Genomic DNA, 20,668 nt, shown 5'->3' on the forward strand with positions numbered 1-20,668 from the left:
CCCCCCCCCCCCCCCCCCCCCCCCCCCCCCCCCCCCCCCCCCCCCCCCCCCCCCCCCCCCCCCCCCCCCCCCCCCCCCCCCCCCCCCCCCCCCCCCCCCCCCCCCCCCCCCCCCCCCCCCCCCCCCCCCCCCCCCCCCCCCCCCCGCCCCCCCCCCCCCCGAGGCCAACGGCGCCCCGCGCCCCCTCACCCCCCACCACCCCACCCGTTCCTCCAACAGCACCCGTTCCCCCAACAGCCCCGGCTCCCCCCGCCCAGAGCATCCCCCGCCCCCGTACCCCCGCCGCCTCCGAGTCATCGGACCCGGACGCCATCGTGCCCGTGCGCCCCGCGAAGCCGGTGGCCGCGCGTCCTGTCGTACGGCCCGTGGCCGTGCCGGACGAAGGGGCGGGTGTGCCCTGTCCGGCGTGTGGGACGCCGAATCTGCCGGAGCGCCGGTTCTGCCGGCGTTGTGCGGCCGAGTTGAGGCCCACGGCGAAGCCCGCGCCGCTGCCGTGGTGGCGGACGGTGTGGCCGTTCCGGCGCCGGGTGCGGGCGAGTTCGGGCGGGCTGACGCGGTTCCTGGTGATCCTGCTCGTCGTGCTGGCGCTGTGCGCCGGCGGCTTCCTGCTGATGCCGGCCGGCCGTGCCCTGATCGAGGACACCCGGGACAAGCTGGGCAAGGCCAAGCCCGTGACGCCGGCGAGCACCGAGGCGAGCGCGTCGGTGCCGGGGCACCCGGCGAAGAACACCACGGACGGGCTGAGCAACCGCTACTGGGGCGCGCCCGCGACGGGCGCCTCGGTGACGTACACCTTCCGCAAGCCGTTCCGGCTGGTCGACGTGATCATCACCAACGGCGCGTCCAAGGAGCCGCAGAAGTACGCCCTCCAGGCACGCGCGCTCCAGGTGGACCTGGAGGTGACGGCGGAGGACGGCACCACGCACAAGAAGGAACTCACCCTCAGCGACAAGCCGGGTGACCAGACGATCGCGACCGGGTACAGCGATGTGCGGAAGGTACGGCTGGTGCTGCGGTCCGCCGTCGGACTCGCCCAGGGTCGTCATCTGGCCCTGGCGGAGGTGGAGTTCTTCCAGCGAGGCTGACGCTACGGCCGTGTCTGCTTGGGCCCCTTCAGCGTGTCCGCGGCGTGCTTGGGTCCCCGGGACGAGAACTGGCCGACGAGTTCACGGAAACAGACCAGCGCGGTGATCGGCGGAATCCCGACGATGACCATCGCGAGCAGAGAATGCGGGGACTGGCCGATGCACAGGGCGACCGCCGTGCCGGAGGAGATCAGCATCACCACCCATGACCGCCGGGCGGTGCGATGCTGAACGGATGCCCGCAAGATCGATAAACCGGCCACCAGCCACGGCCCGTACACGGTGAGCGGCCACCATTGCGCCAAATTCTCGGACACCACCAGCAGGGCGATGGTGCGCAGTTGGTCATATGAATAGGAGATCGACCAGTACAGCATCGTCACCGCGCACATGGTGATTATGGCCACCAAGATCGCAACGGTGATCACCCGCGGATTTCCGGTGAAGAGCTGAATCCCCGGACGCGGCCGGCGTCGATTCACCGGGCGGCGTGGGCGCCGGTGGCTGTCCAGCGGGGGAGGGACGGGATCCACGCTGGGCGTCGTACTGAGCATCTGCGCCAGCTCCTGGTCCAGATCCCAGCCGTCCGACGGGATCCCGGGGTCGGAGAGCTGCCACAGGTGCTGGGCCTCGAGCGGCTGAGTGTCCTCAGGCTTCTGGGTCGTCACCGCATAGAGCAGGTTCTCGTCCTGAATCCTGTCCATTGATCCACTCCTTCCTCCGGCTCAGGACGTTTCGTTCAGATCATCCGGAGTGTGAGCCTCGGGCTGGAGCGGGGACCGTGGTGGCGGTGTCAAGCCCGTCCAGCGTAGCCCGCAGATATTCACTTTTGATGCTGCTGATCGCTTCAAGGAAGTCCTCGAACAGGTCCGAGCAGTGCGGGTGAGCCTCTTCTGCATGCCTTTCCTCCCAAGTCACGTCCACCTAACGAGCGCCCCAGGGCGCTAGGCATCGGGCATTCGGGGGAATATTGGCCAGCGGCGATTATTTATGGATCGGACTAAGAATCAGAGTTACTGAAATTCTGAAGATCCGTGCGTGGCAGTTCGAGACCGCAGTTCGAGATCATTCCCGGAACCCGTCCCGCACGGCGTTGAAGACGGGGCGGTACGTGTCCCATCGGGCGTCCGGGGCCGAGAGGTAGATGTCGTACTCCCGGCCGCCCGCCGCGCCGTAGCCGAGGTCGATGGCGCGGAAGGCGCGGGCGCGGCCCTGGAAGGTGAACTCCCATACCGCGGCCGGCTGGTCGCGGAACGTCGTCTTCTGCATGCGCAGCCTGCGGTACGACGTCGGGTAGTTGACCTTGGTGTTCGCCTCGATGTCCTTGAAGTGCTCCACGGGGTGCGAGCCCGCGGGGTCCACCACACCGACGGTGACGCCGGCCAGACCGGTCGGGTCGGCGTAGGTGACCTCGCCGCCCGCCGCCTTCTTCCGCTTCCAGTCGTCCGGCACGGGGAAGGAGACGCCGAGTTGCCTGTCGTGGACGAGGCGGTAGCCGTCGGGGACGGGCGAGGGCGCGGCAGACGGCGCGCCGGCCGTGGCGCCGGTCTGCCGGGCGTCCGGCGTGCCTCCGTCGTCCGACGTGACGTAGAGGGCGCCGCCCACCGCGGCCACGGCCAGGACGGCCGCCACCGGCACGAGGACGCGCGAGACCCGTTTGCGGCCCCGAGCGCTGTCTTCCGGCGGTGAGGGCGGCGCGGGCGGAGGCGGCGCGGTCGCGGACGTAGAGGGAGCCGGGGATGTCGCGGACGTACGGGGACCCGGGGATGTCGGAGACGTCCGTGCCGTGTCCGGGGCGCCGACCCGGACCTCCTGGGCGACGGCGGTGGACACCGTGGCCGTCGGCCCGCCGGACCAGGTGGCCCGCAGGGCTCGTTCCGTCTGCTCCGCCGTGGGCCGGTCCTCGGGGTTCCGGGACAGCAGGATCTCGATGAGCGGTTCCAGCGGACCGGCCTGCCGCATCGGCGTGAAGGGCTCGACGGCGATGGCGTACGCGGTCTCCATGGGGGTGTCGCGGCGGTACGGCGGACGTCCCTCGACCGCCTGGTACAGCGTCGCGCCCAGCGACCACAGGTCGGAGGAAGGGCCGGGTTTCTGGCCGCGGATCCGCTCCGGGGCCATGAAGTCGATGGAGCCGACCATCTCCCCGGTCTGCGTGAGCGTCGACGTCCCGGCGGTCTGCGCGATGCCGAAGTCGGTCAGGACGATCCGGCCTCCGGCGCCGAGCAGGACGTTGCCGGGCTTGATGTCGCGGTGCAGGACACCGGCGGCGTGCGCGGCCCGTACGGCGGCGATCATGCCGAGGCCGATCCGCGCCGCCTCCTCGGGCGGCAGGGTCCGGCCACCCTTGAGGAAATCGCCGAGGGTGGGCGCGGGGACGTACTCCATGACGATGCAGGGCCGGCCGTCGTCCTCGACGACGTCGTGCACGACGACCACGTTGGGGTGGACGACCCGGGCGGCGCTGCGCGCCTCGCGGCGGGTGCGCTCGTACAGCGTGGCGACCTCGGCGTCGGACAGATGCGGCTGCGTGTGGAGCTGCTTGAGCGCGATCTGCCGGGCGAGCACCTCGTCCTCGGCCCGCCACACCGTGCCCATGCCGCCGCGGCCGACGCGCTCGACGAGCCGGTACCGCCCGGCGACGAGCCGCCCCTCGTCCGACACAGCCTTCTCCTCCGCCTTGCTCAGCCCCCCTCGCCACTTCGCCATGCACACTAACCGACTATGTCAACATCTCTGCCGCTGTGATCACCGAGGCGGCGAGCGCCTCCCCGCCCCGCGGCGCGCGAGGTCAGCGGTAAGCGCGCAGGAACGCGTCGACCCCGTCGGCGACAACACGGCCCACCCTTACGCCACATTGAAACCGCACTCAGTAGTTTACTTTTTGGAAGGCGCACACGTGACTGCTGAAAGGGGGCGCACGTGCCTGCTGAAGAGGAACGGTCGGCGTCCAGGTCGATCCGGGCGGACGGCCTGACCAAGCGATACGGCAGCAAGATCGCGGTGAGCGAGCTGTCCTTCACCGCGGAGCCCGGCGTGGTCACCGGATTCGTCGGGCCGAACGGAGCCGGCAAGAGCACGACCCTGCGGATGCTGCTGGGGCTGACCCGGCCCACGCAGGGCACCATCACGATCGGCGGCCGCCACATCACCGACCTCACCGACCCGGCCCGCACGGTCGGCGCGCTCCTGGACGCCCGCGCGGTCCATCCGCGGCGCACCGCGTCCGACCACCTCCTCGCCCTCGCCCGGACGGCGGGCCTGGGCGGGAAACGGGTCGACGAGGTGCTGGACCTCGTAGGACTGACGGACGCGGCCACGCGCCGCGCGGGCGAGTTCTCCCTGGGGATGCAGCAGCGCCTGGGCATCGCGGCGGCCCTGCTCGGCGATCCCGGGGTGCTGGTGTTCGACGAGCCGCTCAACGGCCTGGACCCCGAGGGCATCCGGTGGCTGCGCACCCTGATGCGCGATCTGGCCGCCGAGGGGCGCACCGTCCTGTTCTCCAGCCATCTGATGTCCGAGATGGAGCTGACCGCGGACAGCCTCATCGTCGTAGGACAAGGCAGGCTCATCGCCGAGTCGACGCTCGAGGACTTCGTGGCGGCGCGTACGACGCGGACGGTCGTGGTCCGGGCGGCGGCACTCCACGAACTGGCGCGGGCCCTGAGCCGGGCGGGCATCGCATACGACCACGCAGCAGGCCCTCGTCTCCTCGTCACCGGCGTCGACTCGTCCACGGTCGGCAAGATCGCCGCCGTCGAGGGGATCGCCCTCAACGAGCTGACGCAGGTCCGCGAATCCCTGGAGGACGTCTTCCTCCGGCTCACCCATGACGTCACCGAGTACGAAAGCCACGCGGCATGAACATCCTCCGCTCCGAATGGACCAAGCTCCGCAGCGTCCGCGGCACCTGGATCGCGGCCCTGAGCACCGTCGCCGCCGGTACGGCCCTGAGCATGCTCGGAGCGTCCGACATCCTCGGTACGTCTCCCGCCGACCTGCCCGCCGACTGGGATCCGACCGCGACCGCCTTCAAGGGCTTCCTCTTCGCACAGCTCGTCATCGGGATGCTCGGCGCGCTGGGCGTCACGTCCGAGTACGCCACCGGAACGATCGGCACCAGCCTCACCGTCGTACCGTCGCGGTCCCGGCTGCTCGCCGCGAAGACCGCCGTCGTGGCGGCCGTCGCGCTCGCCACCGGTCTCGTCACGACGCTCGTCAGCTTCACGGCCGTACAGGTGATGGTGAGCGGCGCCGGTCTCCCCGCCGCGGGCGTCGGCGATCCCGGTGTCCTGGGCGCGATGGTCGGCGGCACGGTCTATCTGGCGCTCATCGCCCTCATCGGGGTGGCCGTCGGCGTGCTGACGCGGTCCACCGCCGGGAGTCTCGGCGTGCTCGTCGGCGCGACTCTCCTCGTCCCCGCCATCGCTCCGGGCCTGCCGGGCGCGATCGGCGACTGGTTCGCCCGGTACTGGCCCGTCACCGCAGGCCAGGCCGCCTACACCGTGATCCCGGCCGACGGGACGGTCGCCCCCGGGCTAGGGCTGGGCGTCCTGGCCATGGCCGCGGCGGGTGTCGTCATCGCGGGCCACACCGCCCTTTGCGTCCGCGACATCTGATGAACGTGGCCCTAGCGCACCCCCGTTGTGGCCAGCCGCCAGATCTGCGTCGCGGTCTGCTCCGCGGACTCGGTCGGCGGCGGATCGTTCGGGAGCTGGGCGGGGACGGTCGTGTTCTTCTTCTCACCGGGTCGGTCGGCGAAGAGGGCGAGCGTCAGGGTGAGCCGGGAGTCCAGCGCGGTGGACCACACGGTCCGGCGGGTGATCCCGCCGCCCGCTCCGGCCGTGAAGAAGACCGGCGACGTCTTCCGGGCGGCGGGATCGAAGGGGGGCACCATCCCGTGGGACACCGCTGCCTCTCGGGGAATCTTCGTGCTCCCGTACATCTGGGCCTTCACCATGAACGCGTCCCCTTCGTCCAGCGCTCGCTGTGGGTCGGGCCGTGCGGTGTAGACGTCCCGCCCGTCCCGGGTGATCTTCGAGACCGTGTACGGAGCCGCGTACACCCCGTCCGCCGCCACGGTCGCGTACGCCGAGGCCAGCTTCAGCGGGGTGGGCGCCGGGGTCTTCGGCAGCGTGACCAGCGGTGTGCCGAACAGGACCTTGCCGAAGGGCTCCAGCGCCGCCCCCGCCTCCACCGCGCCGCCCACCGCGTCGTTGAACGGCTGCCGGGCGTAGTCCGACCCCCCGTACAGCAGCCGCACCGCCCCGTCGCCGGGTTCGATCGCCACGACGGCGGTGTGCAGCCGGGTGCCCTTTCGGCCCTTGAGGTCCTTCACCAACTCGGTGGTGGCGTCCTGGAGAGCCAGGTCGAAGGTGGTGTGCACGGTGTATCCGCCGCGCGCCAGCTGGTCCTCGGTGATGCCGAGCCGGTCGGCGGCCTCCTCCGCGGCCACGTCGATCATGTACTGCCGCTGCCCCTCGGTCGTCCCCGGCGGATAGAAGCGGAACGCCGGAAAGGCGGCCTCGGCGCGCTGCTTCGCCGTGATGTCGCCGCTCGCCGCCATCGCGTCGAGCACCCACTCCCAGCGGTCCCTGAGCTTCGCGGTCACCTTGGGATCCGAGCCCGCCTTCTCGTAGTACGAGGGGATGTTGACGATCGATGCCAGGGCGGCGGCCTGCGAGACCGTCAGGTCCCGGGTGTCGACATCGAAGTAGTTGCGTGCGGCGGCCTGGATGCCGGCGGCGCCCCGGCCGAAGTACACGGTGTTGAGATAGCCCTCCAGGATCTCGTCCTTGGTGCGGGTGCGGTCGAGCTTGATCGCGATCAGCGCCTCGCGTGCCTTGCGTGACAGCGTCTGCTCCGGGCTCAGCAGCGCGTTCTTCACGTACTGCTGGGTGATGGTGGAGCCGCCCTGCGGCGCCCCGCCGGTCAGCGAGGCCACCACCGCGCGGGCGACGGCGCGCGGCGAGACGCCGTTGTCCGTACGGAACGAGCGGTTCTCGGCCGCGATCACCGCGTCCTGGACGTACCGCGGGACCTGTGACAGAGGCACCTCCTGGCGGTCGACGGGACCGCGCCGGCCCAGATAGGAGCCCTTGTCGTCGATGAACACCGTGCTCTGAGTGACGGTCTCCGGATGCGGCTCGGGAATCTCCGTCAGCTGGTACGCGACCACCGCGGCCGTGCACAGCGCCGCGGTCAGCGCCACGAAGACGACGCTCAGCCGGCGCAGCAGCCGGCCTCGCGTGCGGCGGAGGCGGAGGCGGAGCGGGATGCGCAGGTTGAGGCGGTGCGAGCCGGCCGGGCGTTTCCCCCACCGCCGAGTCCGGCCACTCGCACCGGTCCGGTCCTCCGGTGGGGCGGGCGTTTCCTGAGCGGCAGGTGGTTCGTGCACGGGTGGCCTTTCAGAAGTGAGGGGCGATTCCTGGACATCGGGCGCTTCACTCGTCGCCGCCGGACCGCGCGACGACCTGGCCGGCCGCGTCGTACACCGTGACCATCGGACCTCCCTCGACATAGCTCGCCTTCAGCTCGGCCGTCGGCAGCGGTGTGCGCGCGTACCAGACGCCCCAGCCGGGGTTGCCCGCCAACGTGAGGACGCTGCCGGTGACTTCACGGCCGTCGACGGTCACCGCGACACGAGCCGGGTCGGCGGACAAGCCGTAGTAGAGGCCCGACAGGAAGTACGCCCCCTTCACCGGCTCCGGCCGCACCGACACACCCGGCTGCCGGCTCTCGGAGCCGGCCTCGGGAAGACGCCGGAACTGGTTGGGCCCCTGCGCCGTCGACCAGTGCCGCCCGTCGGCGGTCAGCCAGACCTGCACGCCCGGCACGGCCTCCACCCGCTCGCCGGGCGCGACGATCCTTATGGGACTCGACGCCATGCCGACAGCCTGGGCGCCCGACCCGGATGCGCTGCCGGCGCCCCCGATCCGGTCGGTCGCGAACAGGGCGGCCGGGACGAGCAGCAGCACGCAGACGGCCGCGATCACGCCGACACGGCGGCGGCGCAGGACCCGGCCACGCTGCTCGATGGCACCGAGCTGCACGGCGAACGGGGCGAGACCGTCGGCGACTTCGGCGGCTTCCGCGAAGAGACCCCGCAGCCGCTCGGCATCTCCCCCAAGGGCCGCCAGCCCGCGCCGGGCATGGCTCCTGACCGCCCCGGCCGAACACCCCAGCGTCTGGGCGACCTCCGTCTCGCCCAGGCCCTCCCAGTGCAGCATCACCAGCACGGCCCGCTGCCGCGCGGTCAGCGCCCCCAACCCCTCCAGGCCCGGGGCCTTGCGGCGGCGTCGCACCCGGCGCAGATACTCCCGGACGAGGGAGCGCCGTACATAGAAGTCCACGTCGTCCCGCGGTATCCGGCGCCACCGCGCACACACCCCCACCAGCGTGTTCCGCACCAGCTCCGCCGCTTCGCGGGGATCGCCGCAGAGCAGCAGCGCGGTGCCGACCAGCCGGGACCGGCCCGCACGCGCGTACGCGGCGAAGCCGATGCGGGGGCCGTGAGCGGGCCAGTGGATCCGGAGACTCGAGTTCATCGTCTTTCCTGTGGGGCGTGTTCCGATGTACGCGACCTATGGGACCTGTACGCACCACTGGGGCGGCCAGGTTGCATGGAATCCAAAACTCCGGTGGGGGTATGACGGACGAAGAGTTCGACGCTTTCTACGCGGCCACGTTTCCCCGGCTGACCGGCCAGCTCGCCGCGTTCACCGGGGATCGCGAGGAGGCGCAGGAAGTGGTCCAGGAGGCGTTCGTACGGGCCTGGAGCCGGCGCAACAGCTTCCTCGCGGACGAGGCACCCGAGGCGTGGATACGCACGGTGGCCATGCGGCTGGCGGTCAGCCGTTGGCGCCGGGCCAAGCGCTGGCTGGAACTGGTGCGCCGTACGCCGCCGCCCGAGTTCACGCCGGGACCCGGCCCCGACCGCACGGCGCTCGTGGCGGCGTTGCGCCAATTGCCCAAGGTGCAGCGGATGGCGATCGTCCTGCACCATCTGTGTGACCTGAGTGTCGAGCAGGTAGCCTCCGAGACGGGTGCGCCCGTGGGGACGGTCAAGGCCAGACTGGCCAGGGGGAGGGCGGCGCTGGCGAAGCATTTGGCCGTGGACGAGGCTGCCGAACCGGTTCGGAAGGAGAGCGGCCGTGTCGGATGAACGCTTTACCCAGTCGTCCGCCGAACTCTCCACCGCGCTCCACGAGTTCGCCGAGGAACGCGAGACCCCTCCGGCTCTCTCCGGCGCCGAGGTCCGCGGTCGTGCCGTCCGCCGGGTGCGCCGCCGCAGGGCAGGCACGCTGGCCGCGGGTACGGCCGCCCTCGCCCTGGTGGCCTTCGCACTGACCCTGGACCGCGCGGGGGAGGAGAACCACCGCCAGGTCCCGGCCGCCACGCCGGCCGTCCCGTCACCGCCCCCTGCCACCTCCCGTGAGGCGACCTCTGTCATGCCCACCGTCGGCAAGGTCGACCTCGACCGGAGCACCCTGGCCGTCGGGGACCGGGTCATGACGATTACGTCGAGCGTCGCCGGCAGCCCGAAGCCGGTGGGACCGCTGACCGTGTACAGGAAGCTCGACAACACGGTTCTGCCCGTCACCAACCCGACCGACGGAACCCGCTACAACACGGACGTCTCGCTCGCCGTCGAACTCCGCGATGCCGACGACCAGCCGTTCTACGTAGGCGCGATCCTCGCCTACGAGACGAAGGGCATCGGCAAGTACGACACCACCAGCGGCTGGATCAGTCTGGACGCGGCCGACGCCAAGTGGTTCTTCACCAGCGTGAAGACCGGCAGCTCCTTCTCGGTCACCGGCTCGGCGTCCGCAGGCAGGCCGGCCGCCACACCGAAACTCCCGCGCACCGTTCCCGCCCGGCCCAACAGGGCAGAACAGGAAGGGAGTTGAACATGGACGCGCAGCACACGGCCAAGCTCCTGCGGGCGATCAGCGACGAGCTGTCCGACCGTTTCTACGAGCGGGCCGACGTGGTGCGGACCCTGGTGGTGACCCTGCTGGCCGGACAGCACTCCCTGGTGCTGGGCCCGCCCGGAACGGCGAAGTCGGAGATGGCCCGGGAGCTGACCGGCCGGGTCGAGGGGGCGTCGTACTGGGAGATCCTGCTGTCGAAGTTCACCGCGCCGACAAGGATGTTCGGCCCCATCGACGTCGCCGCGCTGGCCCGGGGTGAGTACCGCCAGGTCTACGACGGCCGCGCCACCACCGCGCACATCGCGTTCATCGACGAGATCTTCAAGTGCTCCACGGCGGCGCTGAACGAGACGCTGGGTTACCTCAACGAGCGGATCTACCACCCCGAGAGCGGCGGCGAGCCGATCCGCTGCCCGCTGATCGGAGCCATCACGGCCAGCAACGAACTGCCCAGCGCGGAGGATTCCGCCGCGATCTACGACCGTCTGCTGGTCCGCATCGAGGTCGGCTACCTGGAGGACCCCTCCAACTTCGCCGCGCTGGTCCGCTCCGCCGTCAGCCGCCCCGCTCCACCGACCCGGACCACCGTCGAACTGGCCGCGTTGCAGCACGCCGTGACCGAGGCCGTCCCCGCCGTGGACGTCTCCGACGCGATCGTGGACACCGTATGCACGCTGCGGGCTTCCCTGCGCCGCAAGGAACTCGTCGTCTCCGACCGCCGCTGGCGGCAGGCGGTGGGCCTGCTCCAGGCGTCCGCGTACCTCGACGGGCGCCCGGCGGTCGCCGAGAACGACCTGTCGGTGCTGACCCATGTGCTGTGGGACTCCCCCGCGCAGCGCCCCACCGTCGAGCGCGAGGTGCTGCACCTGGTCAACCCGGACGCCAAGGAGGCGCTCGACCTGGCCGATGTCGTCGACGAGTTGGAGGCCCAGCTCGACGCCATGGCCGGGCAGTCCCGCGAGGCGCTGAGCGAGTGGGTCATCAAGAAGGCCCACAACCAACTCGCCACCGCGGGCAAGCGACTGGAGAAACTGCGCGAGGAGGCGGTGACCGCCGGCCGCTCCACCACCGCCATCGACCGGGTCACCGCCCGCCAACGCGCCGTCCGCGCCCGCGTCCTCACCGAGGCCCTAGGCGTGGACGCGAGCATGGTGCAGGCCCAGATCTGAGCGCCGGGGGAATCAGGACCATGGCCAACACACCCCGCACACTCGACGAGTTGGCGAGCCGAGCCGGGAACTGGCTGGACGGCCTGCCCACCACCTCTCCCGAGCGGCACACCGCGGCCGTGGTCGCGGACCGCTTCGACCGCTTCACCTGGCGCGACACCTACGACCAGTCGGCCGGACTGCGCGACCTGGCCGACGAACTGATCCAGCGCTACGACGACACCGCCACAGACCTCCTGACCGACGTGTTCCTGGCCGCGTACAAGGTTGGGCCGCGCGTGCGCGAACGCACGGAGATGGACCCCTCCCGGCTGGTCAACCACCAGGTCGTCACCGCACTGATGGAGTCACCGGAGTTCGCGGAACTGCACCGGGAGACGGCCGGCGACCCCTACGCCGCCGCCATGGCCGTACTCGCCCAGGCCGCCGCGCTGCGCGGGATGCTGGACCGCTCCCGCGACGCCCGGGAACGGGCCGAGCAGGCGAAGAAGGCCCAGCGGGCCGCCATGGACGAGGCGCTCCAGCAGGCCGCGGACGGGGCCGACGAGGACGGCACGGTGTCACGCTCGGACGCCGACGCCGTACAACGGGCGACAGAGGCCGCGGAAGCCGCCGCGCGGGAGGCGGCGCCGGCGCAGGCCCTCGGGGCGGCGGCGGTCCCCGGCATCCGTGCCGTCGCGCGGAACGCCGCGGCGCAGGCCGTCGAGGCGGTGCGGGGAGAGGCGACGCTGATGCGGGCGTGGGGTGTCGGTGCCGGTGAGCTGGAGCGGATGCCGTTCGAGCAGCGCGCCCGGCTCGCCGAGCGGCTGCGCACCGGCCGTCTCGCCCAGTGGGCCGAACTGATCGGCCGTTTCCGGCAGATGGCGAGCGGCGAGCGCGCCCGCAAGGTGGAGAACACCGCCGGTGAACTGATCGGCGTCACGCTCGGCGACGACCTCTCCCGCGTCATCCCCTCCGAGCTGGCGAGCCTCGGCCTGCCCGAACTGCGTGCGGTGTTCGCCGCGCGCTACGCCGCCGGGGAGCTGATGCTCTACGACAGCCAGGGCGAGCAGACCACCGGCCAGGGCGCCGTCATCGCGTGCGTGGACACCTCCCACTCCATGTACGAGGCGGGGCCCGGCGGAATCACCCGGGAGGCGTGGGCCAAGGCCTGCGCCCTGGCCCTGCTGGACCAGGCCCGCCAGGCGGGGCGCGACTTCGTCGGCATCCTGTTCTCCGCCGCCGACAAGCTCCAGATCTTCCGCTTCCCGGCCGACCAACCCGCCGACATCACCCGGACCCTCGACTTCGCGGAGACCTTCCTGGGCGGCGGCACCAGCTACCAGCGCCCCCTGACAGCCGCCTCGGAACTCCTGCGGGACGAGTTCAACGACGCCACCCGCACACGCGGCGACATCGTGATCCTCACCGACGACGACTGCGGCGTCACCGAGCAGTGGACGCGCGACTGGAACGACGCCAAGCACCTCCTGGACTTCCGCCTCTTCGGCATCGCCGTCGGCACCCCACGCGTCGCCGCCTCCGACTCCGTCCTCCACGCCCTCTGCGACAACCTCCGCTCCATCAACGACCTCACCGACGTCCACGCCGCCGCGGATCTCTTCCGCGTGATCTGACCCGGCTGCGACACGTTCAGCCGGTACTGCCGTGCGCCTCGTGCCCGGCGCGGCGGCGGTACTCGGCGTTGATGCGTTGGGCTTCCTCGAGTTGGTCCTCAAGGATGACGATGCGGCAGGCGGCCTCGATCGGGGTGCCTTTGTCGACGAGTTCGCGGGCGCGCGCGGCGACCCGCAGCTGGTAGCGGGAGTACCGGCGGTGTCCGCCCTCCGAGCGCAGCGGAGTGATCAGACGAGCCTCGCCGATGGCTCGTAGGAAGGCCGGGGTGGTGCCGAGCATCTCGGCGGCCCGGCCCATCGTGTAGGCGGGGTAGTCGTCGTCGTCCAGACGACCACTGAGAGGGGTATCTGCTGTCATGTCACCTCGTAGTACAACGCGTCGAGGGGCCCTGGTGCCGTACGGCACCAGGGCCCCGAAGGAAATTGAACACCATCTGTCGGCCCTCATGCTCTGCCGACCTTCTGTTTCCGCTACCAGCCCTGCAGAAGGGAGTGCGGGGATCGCGGCTGCGTGACCGGGGACCACCTTCCAATCCGGAGTCTTGCGGTACCCGGACCGGTGCTGCTCGGCCGGGCGATCCTGATGGCGTCTGCTCCTCCGTCCTTCCTCTGATCACTCTGAACCAACTACCACTTGCTTCCCGGCAGTTCGTGTCTGCCGGGACTCACTTGACCGTGTCTACGAGAAGAAGGCTAACCGCGACGGAGCCCAATGTCTACTCTGACAAGAGTAGATTTCAGCTGTCCGGGGGATCAGATCTCCAGGGGAACGGACGGCAGGACGACGGCAGGACAACGATGAGGGCCCTGCCGACGCGCGTCGGCAGGGCCCTCATCGGGATCTGATGGCGGTTTCCCGCCCGTTCTCATACGTCCAGGGATGCGGAGCCGAGCAGTGCCGACGCGGTCTGGACCGCGGTGGGGACCGGCACGGGCTCGGCCTCCAGACGGGCGTGGCAGGTGAAGCCGAGGCCGGTCATGGCCCGGACGACTTCGCCGCCGGTGAAGTCGCGGGGGTCCTGTCGGGTGAGCACCTGGCCCACCTGCTTGACGGGGTAGCGACGGCGGCCGATGGTCACGGACTCACCCGTGATGAGCTCGGGCGTGACGCCCTTCATGGAGGCCAGCACTCCGCTCTTGGTCAGGTCGAACGGGTACCGGGCGATGACACAGCGCATGATGCCCCTCAGGGGAGAAGGAGAACGGACTGACCGAGGCGGGTCGATCAGCGGGAGAGGGTGAGGACGTCCTGTAGACGGATCCGGTCCGTGTACGTGGAACTGCCGCGGTGAGCGACGAGTTCGGCCCGGGTGACCGAGCCCGTGTACTGGTCGTCCCCGTCGCACAGGACGAGGAACTCCACACGAGCACCGGCCATGAGGGACAGGGCGACCTCGACGGTCATGTCGTCCCCGACCCGGGGTCCGGACGCGTCCATGCCTTCGACCGCGGAGGCGATGGGGGAGCGGTCCGTCCGCAGTTGCTGTGCCTGAACCGGTGTCAAATGCTGCCTCCGTCGGAGAAGGGTGAATGTTCGAGGTCGCGGCGACTACGCCGCCGGGCCGAAGGCGGACGGCTGCTGCGTCCTGCGCCGCCCCGCTTCACCAGCGGAGCGCCCCCGGGCGGGACGGCCGCGGCGGCTGCGGGACGAGGGAGCGCCGGAAGAGCCGGCGCGGGCGGGACGTGCCGCGGGCGGTGCTGTGATGACGACCGGGACACCGGAAGGGGCCTGGGCGCCGGTGATGCGGCTCAGTTCCGCTTCACCCGAACGTACCGAGGTGATCTGCGGGGTGATGGCGGCCGAAGCCATCAGCCGGCTCATGCCGCGACGCTGGCTGGGTGTCACGAGGGTGACGACGCTGCCGGACTCGCCGGCGCGGGCGGTACGGCCGCCGCGGTGCAGGTAGTCCTTGTGGTCGCTCGGCGGATCCACGTTGACGACCAGGTCGAGGTTGTCGACATGGATGCCCCGGGCCGCGACGTTGGTCGCCACCAGGACCGTCACATGTCCGGTCTTGAACTGGGCGAGGGTCCGGGTGCGCTGGGGCTGGGACTTGCCCCCGTGCAGAGCCGCGGCGCGGACGCCGCTGCTGAGCAGGTGCTTCGTCAGCCGGTCCACGGCGTGCTTGGTGTCCAGGAACATGATCACCCGGCCGTCCCGCGCCGCGATCTCGGTGGTCGTCTGGTACTTGTCCGCTTCGTTCACGTGGAGCAGGTGGTGCTCCATCGTGGTGACCGCGCCCGCCGACGGGTCGACGGAGTGGACCACCGGGTCGGACAGGTAGCGGCGGACCAGCCGGTCGACGTTGCGGTCCAGGGTGGCGGAGAAGAGCATCCGCTGCCCTTCGGGGCGCACCTGGTCGAGCAGGGCGGTGACCTGGGGCATGAAGCCCATGTCGGCCATCTGGTCGGCCTCGTCGAGGACGGTGATGGTGACGGCGTCCAGTCGGCAGTCGCCCCGGTCGATGAGGTCCTTGAGCCGCCCCGGCGTCGCGACGACGACCTCGGCTCCGGCCCGCAGCGCACCGGCCTGCCTGCCGATGGACATCCCGCCGACCACCGTCGCCAGCCGCAGCTGCACGGAGCGGGCGTACGGGGTGAGCGCGTCGGTCACCTGCTGGGCCAGCTCGCGGGTGGGGACGAGGACCAGGGCGAGCGGCTGTCGCGGCTGCGCACGCCGGCCCGCGGTACGGGCCAGCAGAGCGAGGCCGAAGGCCAGGGTCTTGCCCGAGCCGGTACGGCCGCGGCCGAGCACGTCACGTCCGGCGAGGGAGTTCGGCAGGGTCGCGCCCTGGATCGGGAACGGTATGGTCACGCCCTCCTGACCGAGCGCGGCCAGCAGCGGCGCCGGCATGGCGAGGTCGGCGAACGACTCGACGGCGGGCAGCGCGGGCGTGATCGTCACCGGCAGGGCGAACTCGCCCTGGAGTGCGGGCTGTCGGCGGTCGTAGCCGGTGGAACGCCGCGACGACGTTCCCGAGCGCGTGGGGGCGGAACCCCTGGAGCGGTCGTAGGTACGGGTCGTGCGGGTGGTGCGTGCGCGGTTCAAGCGGAACCTTCCTCGATGTGAGCACGTAGGCACGTAGCAAGGAAATTCCGCAGCAAAATGAACGGCGCAGAGAATCACGAGAACGGGCCGGTGATGATGGGCGCCGAATCGGATCGACGGGGGATGCATCACCGTTCGGTGATGTGGTGGAGCCTTCCCGTCGTGCGCCCTGAAAAGCAGCGAGCCGAGGCCCGCACCCCTAGGTGCGGGCCCCAGCTGCGAAGTATGCGTTGCTGCGGGTGTCAGGCGGGAACGATGTTCTCGGCCGTCGGGCCCTTCTGGCCCTGCGCGATGTCGAAGGACACCTTCTGGCCTTCCTGCAGCTCGCGGAAGCCCTGGGCGGCGATGTTCGAGTAGTGGGCGAAGACGTCAGCGCCGCCGCCGTCCTGCTCGATGAAGCCGAAGCCCTTTTCCGCGTTGAACCACTTCACGGTGCCAGTAGCCATGTCAATTCTCCTTCGGAGACGAAGTCCGGAATCCGCACTGTGCGAATTCCGCGTCGCCGTGCTGATTACCCCGTCGGAAAATGAACCCTCTGGCAACCACACCTGCAACTGAGATCGACATTAGCATGGTGCGACCGGCCCTGTGGGGTCGACAATTTCCACTGTGGTCGGCGCCCGAGGAATAATCGCGGTGCACCGCACCTATTTCTTACTTCGCGGCTACAGATATTGCTCCGCGCGGATGCAGTGTTCCTGCCGGGGACGGTCGGCCGCACCGCTGTGACCTCGGACGATGAGCCTTGGGGCGCTGCCGTCGGCATCGACGCGGGGGGCCGCGGTGAACACGCCGCGACCCCACTATCGCAATAAAGGTCACATCGGCCGGTTGCCGGCGGTCCAGGTGATGTTCGGGGGCTCCACGCGTGCGCACAGGGGACCGCCCTGCGCGTCGGTGAGGCCGAGGCGTCCGACCAGCAGCCCGTCGCGTGCGGCGGCGGTGAGGACGTCGGCGGGGATGACGTCGAGCATGAGCTTGGCGCGGCGGAACATCGTAAAAGTGCCCGACTCGTCGACCGTGCCCCAGGAGAGGTAGATGAACCGCCTGCCCAGACGGTCCTGCACGTAGGGGCCCTTGACCACGGTGCCGGTCGGCGAGGCGCTCGTGGTGCACTCCAGAGTCCATGTCGCGGACGGCGCGTCGCCCGGCTGCGGCTCCAGCAGCTCGGCGGGACGGTCGCGGCGTTGCACGGCGACGTGGATGTTGCCGTACGCGGGGACTGTGCCGTCGACGGACGCGGGGCGGGTGAGGCCGGGCAGGTCGACGGCGTCGATGCGGACGTGCATGGCGGCCATCATCCCGCCATCGTCCCCGCAGAGCTCAGCCGGCCTCGAGCCGGGGTGGGTCGGGGCATCAGCGGATGGGGCGCCGCCTGGCACGCCGGAACGCTCGTACCGAGAAGAAGGCCACATCGGCCACGAAGAGCACGATGCCGATGGCCAGCAGATAGCCCAGGCCGTCCGCTGCCGCGCCGATGATGCCCAGGGCGACGGCCACGAGGACGAGCAGCAGGAACAGCACCATCACCCGAACGCCTCCTTCTGCCGCGTGTGGGTGGTCAACGGCGCGCGAGTCGGCGTTCGCCGGTGGCGCCCGGTCGGTACGTCATGTCGTAGTGCCGGAAGATCTCTTCCTCCTGTTCGGCGGGGAGTACGTCGTCCGTCCCGATCGCGGGAGCCTGGCGTACCTGCGTCTTGGCGTACGGAACCTGGACGTAGCCCGGCCCGAGGACGGCCTCGTCGACGGGGACGAAGACCAGGCGCTGGCGGCCGAGCAGCCCGGTCCGGACCGTGGCCATGGCCGGTTCGTCCGTGGCGGTGTCCACATAGATCGCTTCGAGCATGCCGATCTTGCGCCGCTTCAGGTCGACCACGTCCTGGTTGCGCCACTCGCGGATGTCGGCTGAACGGATCATGCTGCTCCCTGTCTGCGCGCGCCGCCCTTGTCATCGTAGGACCGCAGCACTTTTCCGACAGTGGGGATTCTTCGGGCAGTCACAGCGGGGCCGCAGGCTGGTGTGCCTGCGGCCCCGCTCGGGCGTGTGGGTCAGGACGGGTCGCCGTACTGGAGGCCGCGGCCGTTGGTGCCGACGTAGACGCGGCCGTAGGTGTCGGGGTCGCCGGTGATGACGCCGGTGCCGCCGATGCTGCCCCACTGGTGGGCGTCGTCGTTGACGCGGAGCCAGGTGGCGCCCTTGTCGGTGGAGCGGAAGACTCCGGTGACGTCCTTGACGGTGCCGATCAGGTAGAGGGCCTGATAGGAGGCGCCGGGCGCGGCCTTGCCGAAGCCGAGGGCGGAGGCGGACTTCACCGTGCCGAGCGCGGTGAAGGTGCGGCCGCCGTCGGTGGAGTGCAGCAGCCCCTTGCCACCGTCGGCGATCCACAGGTCCCCTGCGATGCCGGGGACGGCCGTGAGCTTGCCGCTGGGCAGGTTGCCGGCGCGGGCGGTGAAGGTCGCGCCGCCGTCGGTGCTGGCGTGGAGCGTGCCGCCGGACAGTGAGTAGAAGGTCTTGGCCGAGGAGCGGTCGGCGACGACCACGGCGCCGTTGCCCAGGCCGCCGACCTTCGACCAGCTCGCCCCCTTGTCGGTCGAGCGGTACGGGGCCTGGCCCTCCTCGGTCCAGACGATGGCGGAGCCGTCCGCCGCGAGCGCGACCTGGCCGCTGTCGGCGCTGCCCACCGGCTCCGACTTGAAGCCGGTCCAGCTGCTGCCGCCGTCGGTGGAGTAGGCGCCGTCCTGATCGCCGCCACGGCCGACGCGGACCATCAATGACGGGTTGGACTGGGCGAAGTCGATGTCCGTGCTGGTGATCATCATCGGGTTCTTCAGCCGCCCGGCGGGCGTCTTGGTCAGGGCGCCGGTGGAGCCGTAGTGGAAACCGCCGAGGTCACCCATGGAGGAGATGACCGTGGCACCGCCGGGCGGGGCGACCGCGTCCAGCACCGCGGTCTCCTCAAGACCTCGGGCCCCCACGGTCCAGTGACTGGTGCCGCCGCTGTCGGTGGCGTTCGCGTCCTTGCTGCGCCAGATGCCGCTGCCGGTGCCGTACAGCACATGCCCGGAGTCGAAGGGGTCGATGGCGAGGGCGGTCATCCAGTGCCCGGTGCCGGTACCGACGTAGGGAGCGGCGGAGGCGTCCCGCTCCGACTTGTCGGCCAGCGCCTTCCAGGTCGTACCGCCGTCGGTGGTCCGGTAGATCTCGTCCTCGGGCCACCAGCGGTCGAGGGTGGTCACCATCACCGTGGAGGGCTTGCGCGGGTCGACGGCCAGACCGGAGAACCCGTAACTGCCCTGGGACGGCGAGATGTTCTTCCACGCGCCGCCGGCCGGCGTGTACTTCCACACCGAGCCCGCGGTCACGCCGTTGGGCCCGACGACGTTGGTGTACGTCAGATACAGCGAACCGTCACCGGAGAGCACACCGTGCTGCGGCATCTGGCCGGTGGGCTGCCCGGAGACGGCCTGCCAGGTGCTGCCGCCGTCGGTGGAGCGGTACAGGGAGGTGGACTTGTCGGCGACGCCGACGTAGACCGTCTTGCTGTCCTTCGGGTCGTACGTCACGAAGGAGATGCCCGCGCCGCTGCTCGCCCCGTCCTTGACGGGGAACGAGGAGACCTGGCTCCATGTCGCGCCGTGATCCGTGCTGCGCCACAGGCCGTTCTTACGGGTTCCCAGCAACAGGGTGCCGTTGTCCGCGGGGTTGACCACCAGCCGCTCGCCCGCCCCACGGCCGTCCTCGTTGGCGCCCAACTTGAAGGGCAGAGCGGTGCGTTTGAAGGTGCGGCCCCGGTCCGTGGAGCGCAGGATCTCGCCGTTGCCCGCCCAGCTGTTGGTGTAGGTGCCCGCCCCGAGGTAGAGCCGGTCGGGGTCGACGGGGTCGGTGGCCACCGAGTCGATGCCGAGCAGGTTCCAGTCCTTCTCGCCGGCCCAGTCGGTCAGCGGGATCCACTGCTCGGCCGCGGTGTCCCAGCGGTAGGCGCCGCCCATGTCGGTACGCGCGTACAGCAGGCCTTTCTCGCGCTGGTTGAACACCAGCCCGGTGACGTAACCACCGCCCACCACCTGGGCGTTCTTCCAGGCATACGGTCCGGGCGCGGCCGTGGTCTGCGCGGTACCCGTCCCGGCCGCCGGGGTCTCGGCCGTCTTCACCAGCTTCCACTGCTGGTTGGTGCTGCCCTTGCCGGGATACTGGATGACCGCCCCGCCCTCGGCCTTGGAGCCTCCGGAGACGTCCAGGACCTGTCCGCTCCTGCGGGACGTGAAGGTGACGGCGTCGGCATCGCTCACCTCGTCGATCCGCCACTCTTGCGAAGTGGCGGAGCTGTCGGTCTGCTGCTCGGCGGCGGCCGCCCGGTCGGTCGAATTGCCCGCTATGCCCAGCACTTTGCCGCTGTTGCGGTTCACCAGCTCGTAGTAGCCGTCCCCGGTGGGTCTCAGCTTCCACTGCTGGTTGGCGGTGCTCTGGTCGGTCCACTGCTGGATGCGGGTGCCGTCGGCGGTGGAGAAGGCGTTGACGTCCAGCACCTTGCCGCTGCGTACGGAAACCAGCCGGTAGTAGGCATTGCTGTCGACCGTGGTGGCCTGCGAGTCCTCCTGCGCGAACAGCAGATACGGCACGACGATGGCCGGCACGCCGAGCAGCAGTCCGGTCGCGGTCCAGCGACGGCGGTGCCGCCCGCGGCGCCCGTCGTTCGTGGGGTTCTTCATGGGGAAGTGCTCTCCTTGCATGCCGTTCACCGGAGGAAGGCGCATCCGGCCACCGATCGGCCGGATCCGCCTCCTTGTGGTCACAGGCCATGCAAAGGGTTGC

General features: G+C 70.7%; 20 protein-coding genes. 7 read left to right on the forward strand and 13 right to left on the reverse strand.

Annotated features, from left to right (window positions below; translation table 11 throughout):
* Positions 1-314: 314 nt before the first annotated feature.
* The gene (locus KCH48_RS32455; protein WP_246886246.1) at positions 315-1,085 is read left to right on the forward strand and encodes a zinc ribbon domain-containing protein; all 771 of its coding nucleotides are present in this window, start codon (positions 315-317) and stop codon (positions 1,083-1,085) included.
* Positions 1,086-1,087: 2 nt separating this feature from the next.
* On the opposite strand, the gene KCH48_RS32460 is transcribed toward KCH48_RS32455, so the two are convergent.
* Both KCH48_RS32460 and KCH48_RS32465 read right to left on the reverse strand, forming a co-directional pair.
* Positions 1,088-1,789: a DUF2637 domain-containing protein gene (locus KCH48_RS32460; RefSeq protein ID WP_210579600.1), complete on the reverse strand. Its 702-nt coding sequence runs from the start codon at positions 1,787-1,789 to the stop codon at positions 1,088-1,090.
* Between the two features lie 361 nt (positions 1,790-2,150).
* Complete coding sequence (locus KCH48_RS32465) at positions 2,151-3,794, reverse strand: serine/threonine-protein kinase (RefSeq protein WP_210579603.1); 1,644 nt, start codon at positions 3,792-3,794, stop codon at positions 2,151-2,153.
* Between the two features lie 213 nt (positions 3,795-4,007).
* On the opposite strand from KCH48_RS32465, the gene KCH48_RS32470 reads away from it, so the two are divergent.
* Positions 4,008-4,949, forward strand: coding sequence for an ATP-binding cassette domain-containing protein (locus tag KCH48_RS32470; protein ID WP_307841008.1), 942 nt, complete (start codon positions 4,008-4,010; stop codon positions 4,947-4,949).
* On the forward strand, positions 4,946-5,704 hold the full coding sequence (locus KCH48_RS32475) for an ABC transporter permease (RefSeq protein ID WP_210579606.1): 759 nt from the start codon (positions 4,946-4,948) through the stop codon (positions 5,702-5,704). The genes KCH48_RS32470 and KCH48_RS32475 overlap by 4 nt, the downstream gene beginning before the upstream one ends.
* 11 nt (positions 5,705-5,715) lie before the next feature.
* Here KCH48_RS32475 and KCH48_RS32480 read toward each other — a convergent pair whose 3' ends face one another.
* Both KCH48_RS32480 and KCH48_RS32485 read right to left on the reverse strand, forming a co-directional pair.
* Positions 5,716-7,368 (reverse strand): transglycosylase domain-containing protein, encoded by a 1,653-nt coding sequence (locus KCH48_RS32480; RefSeq protein ID WP_210579930.1) that lies wholly within the window; start codon positions 7,366-7,368, stop codon positions 5,716-5,718.
* Between the two features lie 160 nt (positions 7,369-7,528).
* Complete coding sequence (locus tag KCH48_RS32485; RefSeq protein ID WP_210579608.1) at positions 7,529-8,632, reverse strand: sigma factor-like helix-turn-helix DNA-binding protein; 1,104 nt, start codon at positions 8,630-8,632, stop codon at positions 7,529-7,531.
* Between the two features lie 101 nt (positions 8,633-8,733).
* Here KCH48_RS32485 and KCH48_RS32490 point away from each other — a divergent pair, with 101 nt between their 5' ends.
* From KCH48_RS32490 to KCH48_RS32505, 4 genes are read left to right on the forward strand one after another with little or no spacing between them, the layout of a single operon-like run.
* Positions 8,734-9,249, forward strand: a complete 516-nt coding sequence (locus KCH48_RS32490; RefSeq protein WP_210579609.1) for a SigE family RNA polymerase sigma factor — start codon at positions 8,734-8,736, stop codon at positions 9,247-9,249.
* Positions 9,239-9,997 carry a L,D-transpeptidase gene (locus KCH48_RS32495; protein ID WP_210579611.1) on the forward strand — a complete coding sequence of 253 codons (759 nt, stop codon included), beginning with the start codon at positions 9,239-9,241 and terminating at the stop codon, positions 9,995-9,997. The genes KCH48_RS32490 and KCH48_RS32495 overlap by 11 nt, the downstream gene beginning before the upstream one ends.
* Positions 9,998-9,999: 2 nt before the next feature.
* Complete coding sequence (locus tag KCH48_RS32500; RefSeq protein ID WP_210579621.1) at positions 10,000-11,190, forward strand: AAA family ATPase; 1,191 nt, start codon at positions 10,000-10,002, stop codon at positions 11,188-11,190.
* Positions 11,191-11,210: 20 nt separating this feature from the next.
* On the forward strand, positions 11,211-12,806 hold the full coding sequence (locus KCH48_RS32505) for a VWA domain-containing protein (protein WP_210579623.1): 1,596 nt from the start codon (positions 11,211-11,213) through the stop codon (positions 12,804-12,806).
* Between the two features lie 16 nt (positions 12,807-12,822).
* Here the strand turns inward: KCH48_RS32505 and KCH48_RS32510 are convergent, their stop codons facing one another.
* The 9 genes from KCH48_RS32510 to KCH48_RS32550 all read right to left on the reverse strand — a co-directional run bounded on the left by KCH48_RS32510 (position 12,823) and on the right by KCH48_RS32550 (position 20,565).
* A complete protein-coding gene (locus KCH48_RS32510) occupies positions 12,823-13,164 on the reverse strand; it encodes a MerR family transcriptional regulator (RefSeq protein ID WP_210579625.1) in 342 nt (113 codons plus the stop codon).
* Between the two features lie 508 nt (positions 13,165-13,672).
* Complete coding sequence (locus KCH48_RS32515; RefSeq protein ID WP_210579627.1) at positions 13,673-13,984, reverse strand: SCO5918 family protein; 312 nt, start codon at positions 13,982-13,984, stop codon at positions 13,673-13,675.
* A 47-nt stretch (positions 13,985-14,031) separates the two neighbouring features.
* Positions 14,032-14,310: a hypothetical protein gene (locus tag KCH48_RS32520; protein ID WP_210579634.1), complete on the reverse strand. Its 279-nt coding sequence runs from the start codon at positions 14,308-14,310 to the stop codon at positions 14,032-14,034.
* 45 nt (positions 14,311-14,355) lie between these two features.
* On the reverse strand, positions 14,356-15,855 hold the full coding sequence (locus tag KCH48_RS32525; RefSeq protein WP_210579637.1) for a DEAD/DEAH box helicase: 1,500 nt from the start codon (positions 15,853-15,855) through the stop codon (positions 14,356-14,358).
* Positions 15,856-16,097: 242 nt separating this feature from the next.
* Positions 16,098-16,301 carry a cold-shock protein gene (locus KCH48_RS32530; protein ID WP_030224351.1) on the reverse strand — a complete coding sequence of 68 codons (204 nt, stop codon included), beginning with the start codon at positions 16,299-16,301 and terminating at the stop codon, positions 16,098-16,100.
* Positions 16,302-16,673: 372 nt separating this feature from the next.
* The gene (locus KCH48_RS32535) at positions 16,674-17,144 is read right to left on the reverse strand and encodes a DUF5990 family protein (RefSeq protein ID WP_246886218.1); all 471 of its coding nucleotides are present in this window, start codon (positions 17,142-17,144) and stop codon (positions 16,674-16,676) included.
* A gap of 67 nt (positions 17,145-17,211) precedes the next feature.
* A complete protein-coding gene (locus KCH48_RS32540) occupies positions 17,212-17,385 on the reverse strand; it encodes a hypothetical protein (RefSeq protein ID WP_210579942.1) in 174 nt (57 codons plus the stop codon).
* 31 nt (positions 17,386-17,416) lie between these two features.
* Positions 17,417-17,773 carry a PRC-barrel domain-containing protein gene (locus KCH48_RS32545; RefSeq protein ID WP_210579640.1) on the reverse strand — a complete coding sequence of 119 codons (357 nt, stop codon included), beginning with the start codon at positions 17,771-17,773 and terminating at the stop codon, positions 17,417-17,419.
* 131 nt (positions 17,774-17,904) lie between these two features.
* On the reverse strand, positions 17,905-20,565 hold the full coding sequence (locus tag KCH48_RS32550) for an RICIN domain-containing protein (protein ID WP_210579650.1): 2,661 nt from the start codon (positions 20,563-20,565) through the stop codon (positions 17,905-17,907).
* Positions 20,566-20,668: the final 103 nt, after the last annotated feature.

This window comes from Streptomyces sp. GESEQ-4, from assembly GCF_017948455.1.
Classification (GTDB): Bacteria; Actinomycetota; Actinomycetes; order Streptomycetales; family Streptomycetaceae; genus Streptomyces.

Excerpts from the sequence above, each read along its gene's own strand:
- KCH48_RS32460 (WP_210579600.1), bottom strand. The coding sequence starts at position 1,789 with ATGGACAGGATTCAGGACGAGAACCTGCTCTATGCGGTGACGACCCAG.
- KCH48_RS32465 (WP_210579603.1), bottom strand. The coding sequence starts at position 3,794 with ATGGCGAAGTGGCGAGGGGGGCTGAGCAAGGCGGAGGAGAAGGCTGTG.
- KCH48_RS32475 (WP_210579606.1), top strand. The coding sequence starts at position 4,946 with ATGAACATCCTCCGCTCCGAATGGACCAAGCTCCGCAGCGTCCGCGGC.
- KCH48_RS32485 (WP_210579608.1), bottom strand. The coding sequence starts at position 8,632 with ATGAACTCGAGTCTCCGGATCCACTGGCCCGCTCACGGCCCCCGCATC.
- KCH48_RS32490 (WP_210579609.1), top strand. The coding sequence starts at position 8,734 with ATGACGGACGAAGAGTTCGACGCTTTCTACGCGGCCACGTTTCCCCGG.
- KCH48_RS32500 (WP_210579621.1), top strand. The coding sequence starts at position 10,000 with ATGGACGCGCAGCACACGGCCAAGCTCCTGCGGGCGATCAGCGACGAG.
- KCH48_RS32505 (WP_210579623.1), top strand. The coding sequence starts at position 11,211 with ATGGCCAACACACCCCGCACACTCGACGAGTTGGCGAGCCGAGCCGGG.
- KCH48_RS32510 (WP_210579625.1), bottom strand. The coding sequence starts at position 13,164 with ATGACAGCAGATACCCCTCTCAGTGGTCGTCTGGACGACGACGACTAC.
- KCH48_RS32515 (WP_210579627.1), bottom strand. The coding sequence starts at position 13,984 with ATGCGCTGTGTCATCGCCCGGTACCCGTTCGACCTGACCAAGAGCGGA.
- KCH48_RS32530 (WP_030224351.1), bottom strand. The coding sequence starts at position 16,301 with ATGGCTACTGGCACCGTGAAGTGGTTCAACGCGGAAAAGGGCTTCGGC.
- KCH48_RS32535 (WP_246886218.1), bottom strand. The coding sequence starts at position 17,144 with ATGCACGTCCGCATCGACGCCGTCGACCTGCCCGGCCTCACCCGCCCC.
- KCH48_RS32545 (WP_210579640.1), bottom strand. The coding sequence starts at position 17,773 with ATGATCCGTTCAGCCGACATCCGCGAGTGGCGCAACCAGGACGTGGTC.
- KCH48_RS32550 (WP_210579650.1), bottom strand. The coding sequence starts at position 20,565 with ATGAAGAACCCCACGAACGACGGGCGCCGCGGGCGGCACCGCCGTCGC.